Genomic DNA, 12791 nt, shown 5'->3' with positions numbered 1-12791 from the left:
TACCCGCTGGTACCGCCTGACCTGCCAAGACCGCGCCGCTCGCCCGGACCCGGATCAATACCGCCGAGTAACATTGATCCAGGGCCGACGAGCAAAAGAGAGAGGCGCATGACCCAGCGATACGACCTGGTAATCGCCGGCGGAGGGCCTTCTGGCTCTGCCGCGGCGTGGCAGGCGGCGCGAACCGGTGCGAGGGTGATCGTCCTCGACAAGGCCGAGTTCCCACGGGACAAGCCCTGTGGCGACGGGCTCACCGCACGCGCAGTGAGTTACCTGCAGAAGATGGGGTTGGCCGACGAGGTCGCCACCTATCACCGGGTCAACCGGGTGACGGTGTTCAGCCCCAGCGCCTGGGAGCTGTCATTCCCGAAGCGCCCCGGTATGCCCGATCACGGGCACACCGTGAGCCGCACCCACCTGGACACCGTGCTGCTCAAGCACGCCGAGTCCGCAGGTGCCGAGGTCCGCCAGGGAGCGGAGGTCGCCGGCCCGGAGTTCGACGCGAGCGGTCGCGTGATCGGCGTCGTGCTCAAGAGCGGCGAGAAGATCCACGGCGATGCGGTCATCGCCGCCGACGGTGCCTACTCCCCCATCAAGCGAGCCCTGAAGGTCGACTCGGAGTACAACGGCTACTCGGCGATCGCGATCCGCTCGGAGATGCACGCCAACCGGGCCGACTCCGATTCCCTGGACATCTATCTGAAGCTCGTCTTCGAGGGTGACCAGTTGCCCGGCTACGGCTGGGTGTTCCCGATGGGCAACGGCCTGTTCAACATCGGCCTGGGCTACGTCAACAGCTACAAGAACTGGCAGTCGATCAACGCCACGCAGTTCCTCGGCGAGTTTCTGCGCTCGCTGCCGCGCGACTGGGAGCTGCCTGCCATCGAGGAACTCAAGAAGAACAAGAGCGTGCGGGCGTGGCGTCTGCCGATGGGCTTCACCGCATGGCCGCCGTGGCGGCCGGGTGTGCTGTTCACCGGTGACGCGTTGGGCGCGGGCAAGCCGGCGTCGGGCGCGGGCATTTCCAAGGCACTCGAATCCGGGCTGGCCGCAGGCGAATGCGCGATCGCGGCGCTGACCAACGGTGGTCCCAACGACTTCACGAACTACGCGCAGCGGATGGAGGCGGCGTGGGGCCGGGAGTACCGGCGCGGCCGCTACATGCACAAGCTGATTGGGCAGCCGACGCTGGCCAGAGCCGGCGTGAAGCTGATCGACAACGCCGCGTTCCGTGACCGGCTGCTGCGGGCGATGTACAAGAAGGAACAGGGCCCGCAGCACACCTAGCCGAGTTCGGCTCGCCGAGTGTGAATCTGACGACGCAAAGCACAGGTGGGGCGTCGCCAGATTCACAATTGGCACCGCCTGACATTGGGCTCGGCCCGACATCGCAAGAGTCTCCTCCCGTCGTCCGAAGGCGCTTTCCCGGGAGCGCCAATCGTGCGGCCGACGAAGAATCAACTGGCGAATTTCTCCGTCGAGCCAACGCCAACCCAGGCGCCACAAGCGACCTAAGTCACTAATTCGCGTGTCGATTCGCAAACAGCAAACATCACGATCAGGTAAATTAACGCTGCCTTAAATTTTTGGACACGTGAAAAGGACCGCTATGACCGTCAACGGCACCGGCCGTACGCTTCTCTTGCTCGGACTAGGAACCGTCATCGGCGCGGCGACCATCCTCGCGCCCGCTGCCAATGCCGAACCTCGTCCGAACTGCGAGTATCGCCCGTGGGGCTTCCTGGGCTCAGAGACGCGTCAGATCTGCGACGACCCGATCCGACCGGACGGGTCGTGGACGCGGACACGACTCATCGGGGTTCCCGCCCACTATCAGAACGCAACCAGCAGCTGCTCGCGCGGCTACTGGGGCACCAACTGCACCCACTACCCGGGCGGCTGGGTCAACGACAAGTACACGAGCCACGACACCTACGAGGTGCGTGCGGAGACCGTCCTTCCCGACGAGCCAGGGCACATGCCGGATCCGGCACCGGCACCGGCGGCCCCGCCAGCCCCCTAATGCTGACGTCGCAGTTACATCGCACGCCTTCAATTCTCGACACTCGAAAAGGATCGCCATGACCGTCATCGGCACCGGCCGTACGCTTCTCTTGCTCGGACTCGGAACGTTCATCGGCGCAGCGACCATCCTCGCGCCCGCCGCCAATGCCGAGATGCCGGCGAACTGCGAGAGCCGTCCGTGGGGCTTCCTGGGCTCGGAGAACCGTTTCATCTGCGACGACCCGATCCGAGCGGACGGGTCGTGGACGCGCCGCCGGGTCATCGGGGTTCCCCGCCACTATAAGAACGCAACCAGCAGCTGCTCCGACTCCTATTGGGGCACCAACTGCACGTACTACCCGGGCGGCTGGGTCGACGACAAGATCACGAGTCTGGACACGTACGAGGTGCGCGCGGACACCGTTCTCCCCGACGAGCCAGGGCACATGCCGGATCCGGCACCGGCACCGCCGGCTCCAGCGGAACTGCCAGCCCCACCGGCGCCCCCAGCGCCATAGCGCTGACGCCTGACCCGGGAAACGTCAGCCTTCCGGGTAGAAGAGGAACAACACGCAACCCTCCGTGGATTGCGGTACGTGCCACGATCCGGCCGGCGCGTGCAGGAACGTGCCTGCGGCGTAGTCGTTGACGCCGTCGTTGAGCACACCGGAGACCACGTAGACCTCTTCGGGGCCTGGGTCATGGAGGTCTTCGCCGACCCAGACCGCGCCTGGAGAGATCGTTGTGACAGCGGCATGGGCACCGTTGGCGCCCTTCCAGAGCGGTTGGACGGTGATTCCGGGAAACACTTCGATCGGTGCGACGTCTGCGGTCGACTTCCACACATATCCAGGCGCGTTAGGACCGAAGGACGCAACATCACCACCAGTTGTCATATGTGCACGAACCGTGCGCGCAGGCCCGCAATTCCCGAATCGTCCGGTGCGCCAGCTAGACGCACTCCGCTGCCGCGTCGTTGCGTTAGCGTCGACCGCGCTTGGCCGGACTCGACTTGCGGGCGACCTTGCCCGCGGCGGCGCGGGCGGCCTGCTTCGCGAGCGTCTTCTCCCGTGCCGTGCGTTTCGGCACCGGCTCGGTCTGACCACGCGACGAGCTCGGTTTGCGGCCCCGCACGATCCCGATGAACTCCTCGACCAGTTCCGCCTGCGGCCCGTCCGGGAAGGCGAGCGCCACAGGGCAGGTGGGCGCATCGGTGATCGGGCGGTACGTGAGGTCCTTGCGGTGATACAGCCGCGCCAGCGACTGCGGGACGACGAGCGCACCGATCCCCGCGGCAGCGAGTTCTATTGCGTCCTCGGTGGTCTCGGGCCGATCATCGACCGGGGTGCCGCGAGCGCCCACCCAGTCGACGACGTCGTCAAGTGGGAGCAGCATCGGCTCGCCGTCTAGATCTGCGGCGGCGATCTCGTCGACGGCGGTGAGAATGTGATCGGCCGGCACCACGGCCACCGTCGTCTCCTCATAGAGCGGGATGACGGCCAGCCCGGACGTGTCAGCCGGCAGCCGGAGCAAAGCCACGTCGACGGTGCCGGCCCGCACGCCGTCGGCAGCGTCTGCCGCGGCGACGGCCCGCAACTGCAGCGGCACCGAAGGGTGGCGCTCCGCCCAGGTCCGAGCCCACTTCGCGGGTGTCACGCCGGGTACGTACCCGACGGTGAGGCGGAGCGAGGTCACCGCATCAGGCTACCGATACGCTTGTGCCATGAGCAGGCCTAACGCGCAGTCCATGAAACCCGCCACAGCGGCGAAGAAGCTGGACGTGTACTTGCCGGCGACGCCTGCCGAGTTCCAGGAGAACCCGATCACCCGCGCCGAGCTCACCGCCCTGCAGGCGGACCCGCCGCAGTGGCTCAAGGACCTCCGCAAGAACGGGCCGCACCCGAAGAACCTGGTGGCAGCCAAGCTCGGTGTCTCGATCGCCGGGCTCGCGCGCAGCGGAGTCACAGATGCGCTCACCACCGAGCAGATCAATGCGCTGCTCGAGGAGAAGCCCGAGTGGCTCGTCGCGGAACGCGAGAGCTTCCAAGAGGTGCTGCGCGAGGAGCGCCGCCTTAAGTCACTGCGTGCGGAGCAGACTCGCGAGAACTGATTCTGCACTCTCTCATCGACTGATACGGGTGAGCGTAGGCACCTTGTGGCCACGAATTGGGTTCAAGCGCTAAGAGATTGAGCCATCGAATGTTGTCCAGCAACGGGTTCACCCCGCAGTCGAGAGCCTCAGTTGTATCCCGCATCGTGGATGGCGTCGAGACAGCCGCCCATGGCGGCCGGGTAATCTATGCCGTCTCCGTCATCTTGGAGTCGGAGGCGTGTGTCGATAGCTGCCTTGCAGACCATCGCGTTGCCATGTCCTTCTTTGACGAGGCTCCCGGCGCTCTCACCGACCTCGTAGCCGTAGTCGTGCCACTTGCGGCTCTCGGATTTCACAACCTCACTCGCTCCCACGCTGATGAGCCCCACTCCAGCGGCGACAAACAGGGCGATCACCGCTTTCGTACCCGAGCTCATTCCGGTGGCGGGGTTCGACCCGGCCGTCTGGATGTGCTGCGGCATCGGCGGCGATGGAAGATGGTGAGCGGTCCACCGCTGGCCATCCCACCACCTCTGGCCTCGCGATCCCTCGGGGTCGTTGTACCAACCGGCGGGCGTCTGGGTCACCGACTGCTCCTCCCTGACGCGGGCGCCAATACCGACCCGGTTGAGCGACCATAGCGTGTCGCGCGACAGGCGAGATGGACTATCGGCGGCCACAATCCGAAACTTGTTCGCCCTTGTCGGCGCACCGATGTGATGCCATCTGCAGGACCCGCGACCGATCGCACCATGTCCTGACCGAACGCCAGGATCATCGCGGCGTGACGCTACCGGTCGAACATGTCGCTGACGCGATCGAAGAAGCGATCGATGCGCTGCTCCAGTCGAGTGCCTTTGACCCACCTCTCCCAGGCGTAGATCAAGCCGAACATCGCGACAACGATGCCGAGGACCAGAGCGGTGATGAGGATTACCTCAACGGTTGTCGACATCCGAACATGGTCTCTGACACCGTGGTGTGAACACCAACCGTCTGCTCCGTGTCGGTCCCCCCCCAATATCCTCGACGCCATGAAGGTGCTCGACGACAGTGAGCCGCTGATGCCGTGCCAGTGTCCGGACTGCGAGTGCGTCAACACCACCAACCTCCTCGTCGGAGATGGCAACACCCCCGTCTGCGGATGCTGTCTCGCCGATTGCCCGGATGTGCACGGCCCCGACGGACGAAGACCGGAGCATTACCAGTACGAGGCGCAGTGGTCGGACGGGGACTGTGAGTTCGTCGGGCTGTCAGCCGAATTCCCGTCCCTGTCGTTCCTGGCCCCCACCCCATACAAGGCACTGGCAGGGATCAAGTCTCTGGTGGCCGACGCATTGCACGACATGGCGCAAACGGGGGAAACTCCACCCGCGCCGTCGGATTGATCTGAACCGGACCCAGACGGCACGTCATTGCTATGAACGACACCCGTCCGTGACACCGATCGGCGGGTCCTCCGTATCTCCGTTCGTATGCTGCGCCACCACCACATCCACGGTGCCGTAGTGCCCGCGCAGATGGACGCGATGAGCGGCTACCGAAGGTACGCCGTGGTGCGGCTGACCGACGCCGCCGCGCGAACTCCCAGCGACAGCCGCTGCATCCCGAATATGCGTACTGACGTGTCCGTTGGTCGGGCATGATTGCGCGGTGAACTCGCGGGGGATGAGACTGTTCAACCTAATGCTGTACCGGCTGCGCTGGATTGGTCCGCCGCTTTACCTGGGCATCGGTCTCTACATGGGCTGGCTCGCGAGTCAATCGATTCCCAATACCCCCATGCCGAACCAGCTGCTCGGTTGGGGAGTTCTGGCGTTTGGTCTCTGGTGTGTCCGGCAGGCCTACAAGACGTTTCACGAGGCTCGCAACGAAGAGCCGCCATTCTGGCCACCCGAACCGCACCAAGCGGATTCGCCCCGGTGGCGGCACCCACTGGCGCCCGAACTGCGGGAACAACTACTGTCCACGTTCGCGTTGCTGGAAACCGCCGGGGTTCTCGAGCCCGGCGAAGTACACGATGACGAGGTCGTCGAGTGCGCCGAACACACTGACATATTCGAGGACATGGGCTTCCACCCCGTGGGGAGGGTTCTGGAAATGCTGGGGGACGATCGGGATCCACCACTTCGCCACCTCGCGTTCTTCACCAACCAGGTGGAGTTCTACGACGACGATGCATTCGAGATCGTGCGCGAGTTCGCCCGCATCAGCGGATACAACGGACCGTTGCGTCAGATCAGGTGTGACATGACCGACGACAACCCACAGCGTCCCAGCTTGGAACCGGTATCCAATGCCGTCATCGAATTCGAGACGGGCACCACCCGATACTCGCTGCCCTTCACCAGGTATGCCAAGTACCTGCCCGATGGGCTGATCGAACAGCTCGCACCCATCTTCGCCCCACCCGAACGCGCGGAACGCTTCTACGTCTCATCGGACAGCGAGGATCTGCACATCACATACACAACCCCGGCGCAGATCACGGAGTTCAATGCCGCGCTGGGATCGGAACCATCCTGGGTGGAAATCTGATCGTGTGGGTCGGCCTCGGGCGACACGCTTAATCGGTCGCTTCAGCGGTGCGCCGGGTGCCACACTCGCCGAATGCAGTTCAGGTGTCATTGCGGGAAAGTCGTCTCTCAGAATGCGAGCCCACCGCCAGACGAATTCTGGATAATCAGTAGCAGCGACGAGGAGACAGCCCTGGAGTCCTGGGCCGACGCCGCTGCCGACTACGTCGCGGCGATACGGAACGACCGGCGCGACTCCTGGATGGCCCAGCACTTTTCGCATCTGCCTGACGCGTCGGACAGAGTCGTGCTGTCTGACCTGCTGGACAGCTATCTCCTCCCGCATCAACGACTCGACGTCGTCTGCTCTCAGTGCGGGCGTCTGTGGCGCCAAGACGAACCCCACAGTCCCGAGCACAGGTCATTTCTTCCAGAGGGTTGAGCCCAGATTTCCACCGGAACTGCCGATACAATTTATCTCTAGATATTCCAACGCATTTCGCGCAGACGGTCCACCAATGGCCTCTTTCGCCACCCACGCATCCGCGTCATCTCGATGAGCGGACGCCCGCACAGCCCGAGCAGGTCGTTTGCCGTCATGACCGTCGCCGCGAGGTCGTGGTCACCATCACTGATTTCGGCGGCAAGCAACTGCGGCGGGACGAGTCCGGCGTCCAGCAGGATGCGCCACTCGGCCGCTCCCATCGCCACGTAGTCCAGCGCGGGAAAGCGAGTGAGCTGCTGCGGGTCGGCCAATGCCCCGGCGGCGGCGTAGATGGCGTGGATCCGGGGATGATCGAGCAGCGGACCGAGGTCGACGGGAGAGTCGCTCCCGCCGATACCGAGCACCTCGGTGTCCGCGTTCCAGTCTTCAATGGACGCGGTCGTCCCCTCCTCGACCGGTCCGCTCAAGTCGCCTGTGCGGCCGTGCACAAGCAGTTCGGTGAATGACTCGCTGTAGTACGTCGCCCCGGCAGGACACTCGTGGTCCAGGAAGACGACTTGACCGCGATGCCCGCGCTGAGCGGGCGCGAGGTCGGCGGCGTAGATGTTTCCACCCGAGTCGTGCCCGACGGGGAACCACAGCGGTGACCATCCCAACGGTTGGATCCGGCCCGCCGGATCAGGCCCGAGTGACATCGCTGCCGCATACCACCAGACCGACTTGCGTGGCTCGGGCTTGAACGAGTGCCGGGTATCGATGTCGTCGAGCGGAATAATCTCCATCCCGTAGGAGCCGTCGCTACACCTGATGTTGCCACTCCCAGCGGTCAGGTAGATGGCCCTGACCTCGTCGGTCAGCGGAACTCCGAGCTGCGCTTCCACCGCCGCCAACTGTTTGGCATCAGCAGGTGTGGCGTCGGGGATCTGCTGGGCGATCAGCCGGCTCAGTGCGGCCGGATCAGCTCCGAGGGCGGGAGCAACCGTTATGGTCAAGTCGGGCTGGCGACGATAGAGGCCGGGGAGAGCCCCCTCCTTCAAGACGAGCACGCCAGGCAGGGGCCAGGCACCGGAATCTGGGTCCTCGACACAGGCCGGCAGCTCTATCAGATCCACTTCACGAAGGCCCGATCGGCTGGACCGCAGGACCACACCTGCCCGCTCGACCTCGAACCGCTTGGCAATGGCGAACAGCTCGTGAAATACGTCGCGATGGGACCGATCCGTGGTGCCGTTGCCGTTCGGCGTGTTGTTGATCAGTGCGCCGTGCTGTTGGGATTTGCCATCCATGAGTAGCGTCCCGCCGGCCCCGCCCGGCCCGAGGCTCCCCCTGAACTCGACGACGTCGACACCAGTCGGCGCGTGCCGCAGCTGCGCTTCCAGTGCGGGCAACCAGGTGCTCAGATCACGCAGTGTGGCCATGCGCCGAAGTGTAGAAGCCGAATTGGCCCGCGGTGTCGGTTTGTCAACCGCCACTCTCGATACCCGGACCTACGTCGCCGTGCACCCTCAGCACGGTTCGGCAGTACGGGAGGCAATGGAAACGTGCGTGCCGAAAGACCGTGAGCGCAAAGGTATCTGGAGGGGCCGAAGCAGTCCCCAAAAAATCACGGGCATTCCCAACCTCAGTCCGATGACCGCGGCTGCCCAGCCGCCTGATCGTCGCGGCAGTATTGGCAGGTGTCCTTAAACACGCCGTTGTTCGTGTGATGGCGGGTGTGAGCACTGCGTCGACTCGACGGCATAGGGCGGCCTTTTCGAACTGCCGACATCTTGGCGCGCGTTTCTTCGCTCGCACTTCGCCCAAAATTGGGGTTCCCAGCGCCTTTCCTCTTTTCGGAAAGCTTGGCCCTCGCGTCTTCCGACATCACATGACCGAAACTGGGGTGGTCGGCGCCAAACTTCCCGTAATTCGGATTGTCAGCGCCGACGTTTGTGCCCTTACGTACGACTGACCACTTCGCCCGTTGCTCGGCGGAGTGCTCCCGTTGATAGAACGGGTTCTCGTCACCGAATCGGCTAGGAACCTTACGGCCGGTCGATCGGATCTTCGCTGCCGCGCGCATCTCCTTGGTCCATTCCACGCCCGTCGGTCCAAGTCCGCCGTCCGCAAGGTTCAGCAAAGGATGCCCCTCAGATCGAAGGAGAGCTATCCATGCAATTTCGGCCTCGCCAAGCTCGTCGAGCCCGTCCGCCCAGTCCAACTGAACCACAATCACGTTGCGGCGATCCTGCTTGCGCAACCAGTCGTAGAACGGCGTTTTCCTGCGGGCGGCAGCGACCTTGAAGTGCTGCCGAAGCCGCACCTGCGCAGTTTTTGTCGTGAGACCGACATAGCGGTAGTGAGACTCCGATCGAAGCCGGACCCCGTAAATCAGGCCGCCGGCCTTCAGTTCGGCGGTCACGGAATCTCCGCGGTCAGCGACCAATCGTCACAACATGCAGCTGACGCAATTCTCCACCTCAGTGCCCTCCAACGCCATCTGGCGCAGCCGGATGTAGTACAGCGTCTTGATGCCCTTGCGCCAGGCGTAGATCTGCGCCTTGTTCACGTCGCGTGTGCTGGCGGTGTCCTTGAAGAACAACGTCAAGCTCAATCCCTGATCGACGTGCTGGGTGGCCGCGGCGTAGGTGTCGATGATCTTCTCGAAGCCGATCTCGTACGCGTCCTGGTAGTACTCCAGGTTGTCGTTCGTCAGGTACGGAGCCGGGTAGTAGACGCGGCCGATCTTGCCTTCCTTGCGGATCTCGATCTTCGACGCCACCGGGTGGATCGAGCTGGTCGAGTGGTTGATGTAGCTGATCGACCCCGTCGGCGGGACGGCCTGCAGGTTCTGGTTGTAGATGCCGTGCTTCTGCACCGACTCCTTCAACCGCACCCAATCCTCTTGCGTCGGAATGTGAATGCCCGCATTGTCGAACAGCTCGCGCACCCGCGGGGTGGCCGGCTCCCACACCTGATCGGTGTACTTGTCGAAGAACTCACCCGACTTGTACTTCGACCGCTCGAAGCCACCGAAGGCCTTGCCGCGCTCTATCGCGATGTTATTGCTCGCCCGCAGCGCGTGGAAGAGCACTGTGTAGAAGTAAATGTTGGTGAAGTCGATGCCCTCTTCGGAGCCGTAGTGGATCCGCTCGCGGGCCAGGTAGCCGTGCAGGTTCATCTGTCCCAGGCCGATGGCGTGAGAGTCGTTGTTGCCCTGCTCGATTGACGGCACCGACCAGATGTGCGTCTGATCGCTCACCGCGGTCAACGCGCGGATGGACACCTCGATGGTCTGCGCGAAGTCCGGCGAGTCCATCGCCTTGGCGATGTTCAGCGAGCCGAGGTTGCACGAGATGTCCTTGCCAACCTTGGCGTAGGTGAGGTCCTCGTTGAACAGCGACGGCGTCGACACCTGCAGGATCTCCGAGCACAGGTTGCTGTGCGTGATCTTGCCCTCGATCGGGTTCGACCGGTTCACCGTGTCCTCGTACATGATGTACGGGTAGCCGGACTCGAACTGCAGCTCGGCCAGCGTCTGGAAGAACTCGCGCGCCTTGATCTTCGTCTTGCGGATCTGCGCGTTGTCGACCATCTCGTAGTACTTCTCGGTGATCGAGATGTCGGCGAAGGCCACGCCGTAGACCTTCTCGACGTCGTACGGCGAGAACAGGTACATGTCCTCGTTGCGCTTCGCGAGCTCGAAGGTGATGTCCGGGATGACCACGCCCAGCGAGAGCGTCTTGATGCGGATCTTCTCGTCGGCGTTCTCGCGCTTGGTGTCGAGGAACCGGTAGATGTCGGGGTGATGCGCCTGCAGGTACACCGCGCCGGCACCCTGGCGGGCCCCGAGCTGATTGGCGTAGGAGAACGAGTCCTCCAGCAGCTTCATGATCGGGATGACACCCGAGCTCTGGTTCTCGATGTTCTTGATCGGTGCGCCATGCTCGCGAATGTTGCTCAGCAGCAATGCGACTCCACCGCCGCGCTTGGACAGCTGCAGCGCGGAGTTGATGGAGCGACCGATGGACTCCATGTTGTCCTCGATGCGCAACAGGAAGCACGACACGGGCTCGCCGCGTTGCTTCTTGCCCGAGTTGAGGAACGTCGGGGTGGCCGGCTGGAACCGGCCGTCGATGATCTCGTCGACGAGTTTCTCGGCCAGCTCGGTGTCGCCGGCGGCCAGCGTGAGGGCGACCATGACGACACGGTCCTCGAAGCGCTCCAGGTAGCGCTTCCCGTCGAACGTCTTCAGCGTGTAGGAGGTGTAGTACTTGAACGCGCCCAGGAACGTCGGGAACCGGAACTTCTTGGCGTACGCGCGATCCAGGAGCGACTTGACGAAGTTGCGCGAGTACTGGTCGAGGACCTCGCGCTCGTAGTAGTCCTTCTGGACGAGGTAGTCGAGCTTCTCGTCCTGGTTGTGGAAGAACACCGTGTTCTGGTTGACGTGCTGCAGGAAGTACTGATTCGCAGCTTCCCGGTCCTTGTCGAACTGAATGTTGCCGTCCGCGTCGTACAGGTTCAGCATCGCGTTGAGGGCGTGATAGTCCGTCTCGCCCGGCAACGCGTGAGCCCCGGTGGTTACAGGCTCTGCAGCTGTGACGGTTGGTGGCATGTCTGGTCCTTCCAGAAGTCGGCGAGACCCGCACGGACGGCTTCCACGTCGTCCGGGGTTCCCATCAGTTCGAATCGGTAGAGGTAAGGCACGCCGCACTTACGGGAGACCACTTCACCCGCGTAGGCGAACTCGGCGCCGAAGTTGTTGTTGCCCGCAGCGATGACACCGCGAATCAGCGACCGGTTGTGTTTGTTGTTGAGGAATGCGATGACCTGTTTGGGGACGTAGCCCCCGGCGTCGGGATCGGGCTCGTTCGCATGCCCGCCGCCGTAGGTGGGCAAGACCAGGACGAAGGGCTCGGCGACCTCGATGCGCTCGCGGAGCGGAATGCGGATGGCGGGCAGACCCAGCTTCTCGACGAACCGGTGAGTGTTCTCCGAGACGCTGGAGAAGTAGACGAGATTGCTCACGAGATCGCTCCCTTCTACCGCCGTGATGACTGCCCTCTGCGCTCCGTGGTGTGCGCGTCCGCTAGGCCGTGACCGCGTCCGATGCCGCAACCGCGACCGCACCGGCCAGTGCCTTGATGCGATCCGGGCGGAAGCCCGACCAGTGCTCGGCACCTGCGACCACGACGGGCGCCTGGAGGTAACCCAGCGCCATGACGTAGTCACGGGCCTCGGTGTCCAGGGTGATATCGACCAGCTCATAGGCGATGCCCTGCTTGTCGAGCGCCTTGTAGGTGGCGTTGCACTGCACACATGCCGGCTTGGTGTACACGGTGACGGTCATCTCGGTACGGCTCCTCTGTGGAATCTGGGACGCGGAACTGCGACGTGATCTGAACTTGGACTGGCAACTGACCCGGGACCTGCATCTCACTGAACTTCAGCGAGCCGCGGACCCTCGAAATTCCCACGATCCCAGCCGTCGGAGACTGCGAATCCGACTGGGTCTGGGACCAGACGCAGCCGGATCGTGAGCCTCCGGCTGGCCCTGAAACGCTTCGAAACTGTGGGGGCCTGTCGGTGGTCAAGACACTACACCTAGTGTCCGACAATCAGAAGACATACAAGATGTTCTGAACAACATTGATGGAATTCCCAGGTCGCACACGCCGCGACGCGGTTTTCCTCCGGCGTGTCGCACGTCACACCGCCCTCGTGTGTCCGATCATGACCACAGGTCTATCAC

16 protein-coding genes are annotated in these 12791 nt (G+C 63.6%); 7 read left to right on the top strand and 9 right to left on the bottom strand.

Features of this window, described 5'->3' with window-relative positions; all coding sequences use genetic code 11:
- Positions 1-108 precede the first annotated feature (108 nt).
- The 3 genes from ABIA65_RS19135 (at position 109) to ABIA65_RS19125 (ending at position 2522) form a co-directional block, all read left to right on the top strand.
- The gene (locus ABIA65_RS19135; protein ID WP_354524574.1) at positions 109-1287 is read left to right on the top strand and encodes a geranylgeranyl reductase family protein; all 1179 of its coding nucleotides are present in this window, start codon (positions 109-111) and stop codon (positions 1285-1287) included.
- Positions 1288-1609: 322 nt separating this feature from the next.
- A complete protein-coding gene (locus tag ABIA65_RS19130; RefSeq protein WP_354524573.1) occupies positions 1610-2023 on the top strand; it encodes a CDGP domain-containing protein in 414 nt (137 codons plus the stop codon).
- A 58-nt stretch (positions 2024-2081) separates the two neighbouring features.
- Complete coding sequence (locus tag ABIA65_RS19125; protein ID WP_354524572.1) at positions 2082-2522, top strand: CDGP domain-containing protein; 441 nt, start codon at positions 2082-2084, stop codon at positions 2520-2522.
- Between the two features lie 24 nt (positions 2523-2546).
- On the opposite strand, the gene ABIA65_RS19120 is transcribed toward ABIA65_RS19125, so the two are convergent.
- Positions 2547-2900, bottom strand: coding sequence for a cupin domain-containing protein (locus tag ABIA65_RS19120; protein WP_354524571.1), 354 nt, complete (start codon positions 2898-2900; stop codon positions 2547-2549).
- 85 nt (positions 2901-2985) lie between these two features.
- Positions 2986-3699, bottom strand: a complete 714-nt coding sequence (locus ABIA65_RS19115) for a LysR family substrate-binding domain-containing protein (protein ID WP_354524570.1) — start codon at positions 3697-3699, stop codon at positions 2986-2988.
- A gap of 28 nt (positions 3700-3727) precedes the next feature.
- Between ABIA65_RS19115 and ABIA65_RS19110 the strand changes: the two genes are divergently transcribed.
- Positions 3728-4114 (top strand): DUF5997 family protein, encoded by a 387-nt coding sequence (locus ABIA65_RS19110; protein ID WP_354524569.1) that lies wholly within the window; start codon positions 3728-3730, stop codon positions 4112-4114.
- Between the two features lie 128 nt (positions 4115-4242).
- Here ABIA65_RS19110 and ABIA65_RS33510 read toward each other — a convergent pair whose 3' ends face one another.
- Together ABIA65_RS33510 and ABIA65_RS19100 are read right to left on the bottom strand one after the other, a co-directional pair.
- Positions 4243-4683, bottom strand: coding sequence for a DUF2510 domain-containing protein (locus tag ABIA65_RS33510; RefSeq protein WP_502919586.1), 441 nt, complete (start codon positions 4681-4683; stop codon positions 4243-4245).
- A 203-nt stretch (positions 4684-4886) separates the two neighbouring features.
- Positions 4887-5051 carry a hypothetical protein gene (locus ABIA65_RS19100; protein WP_354524568.1) on the bottom strand — a complete coding sequence of 55 codons (165 nt, stop codon included), beginning with the start codon at positions 5049-5051 and terminating at the stop codon, positions 4887-4889.
- Positions 5052-5130: 79 nt separating this feature from the next.
- On the opposite strand from ABIA65_RS19100, the gene ABIA65_RS19095 reads away from it, so the two are divergent.
- From ABIA65_RS19095 to ABIA65_RS33505, 3 genes are all read left to right on the top strand, one after another.
- The gene (locus tag ABIA65_RS19095; RefSeq protein ID WP_354524567.1) at positions 5131-5484 is read left to right on the top strand and encodes a hypothetical protein; all 354 of its coding nucleotides are present in this window, start codon (positions 5131-5133) and stop codon (positions 5482-5484) included.
- A 280-nt stretch (positions 5485-5764) separates the two neighbouring features.
- Positions 5765-6634 (top strand): hypothetical protein, encoded by an 870-nt coding sequence (locus ABIA65_RS19090; protein WP_354524566.1) that lies wholly within the window; start codon positions 5765-5767, stop codon positions 6632-6634.
- Between the two features lie 72 nt (positions 6635-6706).
- A complete protein-coding gene (locus ABIA65_RS33505; RefSeq protein ID WP_502919585.1) occupies positions 6707-7054 on the top strand; it encodes a DUF8617 domain-containing protein in 348 nt (115 codons plus the stop codon).
- Between the two features lie 38 nt (positions 7055-7092).
- On the opposite strand, the gene ABIA65_RS19085 is transcribed toward ABIA65_RS33505, so the two are convergent.
- The 5 genes from ABIA65_RS19085 to nrdH form a co-directional block, all read right to left on the bottom strand.
- Positions 7093-8475 (bottom strand): SMI1/KNR4 family protein, encoded by a 1383-nt coding sequence (locus ABIA65_RS19085; protein WP_354524565.1) that lies wholly within the window; start codon positions 8473-8475, stop codon positions 7093-7095.
- A 203-nt stretch (positions 8476-8678) separates the two neighbouring features.
- Positions 8679-9458, bottom strand: coding sequence for an NUMOD3 domain-containing DNA-binding protein (locus ABIA65_RS19080; protein WP_354524564.1), 780 nt, complete (start codon positions 9456-9458; stop codon positions 8679-8681).
- 27 nt (positions 9459-9485) lie between these two features.
- Positions 9486-11654, bottom strand: a complete 2169-nt coding sequence (gene nrdE / locus ABIA65_RS19075; protein WP_354524563.1) for a class 1b ribonucleoside-diphosphate reductase subunit alpha — start codon at positions 11652-11654, stop codon at positions 9486-9488.
- Complete coding sequence (gene nrdI, locus ABIA65_RS19070) at positions 11621-12067, bottom strand: class Ib ribonucleoside-diphosphate reductase assembly flavoprotein NrdI (protein WP_354524562.1); 447 nt, start codon at positions 12065-12067, stop codon at positions 11621-11623. Before nrdI ends, nrdE begins: the two co-directional genes overlap by 34 nt.
- A 61-nt stretch (positions 12068-12128) precedes the next feature.
- Positions 12129-12389 (bottom strand): glutaredoxin-like protein NrdH, encoded by a 261-nt coding sequence (nrdH, locus tag ABIA65_RS19065; RefSeq protein ID WP_354524561.1) that lies wholly within the window; start codon positions 12387-12389, stop codon positions 12129-12131.
- Between the last annotated feature and the right edge of the window lie 402 nt (positions 12390-12791).

Source organism: Mycolicibacterium sp. 624 (genome assembly GCF_040548615.1).
GTDB lineage: Bacteria > Actinomycetota > Actinomycetes > Mycobacteriales > Mycobacteriaceae > Mycobacterium.
Note: the sequence above shows the minus strand (reverse complement) of the source record. Positions and strands in the feature narration are given on the sequence as shown.

What these genes read in the sequence shown, in the direction of transcription:
- ABIA65_RS19100 (WP_354524568.1), bottom strand. Translation starts at nt 5,051, where the DNA reads ATGTCGACAACCGTTGAGGTAATCCTCATCACCGCTCTGGTCCTCGGC.
- ABIA65_RS19120 (WP_354524571.1), bottom strand. Translation starts at nt 2,900, where the DNA reads ATGACAACTGGTGGTGATGTTGCGTCCTTCGGTCCTAACGCGCCTGGA.
- nrdH (WP_354524561.1), bottom strand. Translation starts at nt 12,389, where the DNA reads ATGACCGTCACCGTGTACACCAAGCCGGCATGTGTGCAGTGCAACGCC.
- ABIA65_RS19130 (WP_354524573.1), top strand. Translation starts at nt 1,610, where the DNA reads ATGACCGTCAACGGCACCGGCCGTACGCTTCTCTTGCTCGGACTAGGA.
- ABIA65_RS19095 (WP_354524567.1), top strand. Translation starts at nt 5,131, where the DNA reads ATGAAGGTGCTCGACGACAGTGAGCCGCTGATGCCGTGCCAGTGTCCG.
- ABIA65_RS19085 (WP_354524565.1), bottom strand. Translation starts at nt 8,475, where the DNA reads ATGGCCACACTGCGTGATCTGAGCACCTGGTTGCCCGCACTGGAAGCG.
- ABIA65_RS19125 (WP_354524572.1), top strand. Translation starts at nt 2,082, where the DNA reads ATGACCGTCATCGGCACCGGCCGTACGCTTCTCTTGCTCGGACTCGGA.
- ABIA65_RS33505 (WP_502919585.1), top strand. Translation starts at nt 6,707, where the DNA reads ATGCAGTTCAGGTGTCATTGCGGGAAAGTCGTCTCTCAGAATGCGAGC.
- ABIA65_RS19090 (WP_354524566.1), top strand. Translation starts at nt 5,765, where the DNA reads ATGAGACTGTTCAACCTAATGCTGTACCGGCTGCGCTGGATTGGTCCG.
- ABIA65_RS19135 (WP_354524574.1), top strand. Translation starts at nt 109, where the DNA reads ATGACCCAGCGATACGACCTGGTAATCGCCGGCGGAGGGCCTTCTGGC.
- nrdE (WP_354524563.1), bottom strand. Translation starts at nt 11,654, where the DNA reads ATGCCACCAACCGTCACAGCTGCAGAGCCTGTAACCACCGGGGCTCAC.
- ABIA65_RS19110 (WP_354524569.1), top strand. Translation starts at nt 3,728, where the DNA reads ATGAGCAGGCCTAACGCGCAGTCCATGAAACCCGCCACAGCGGCGAAG.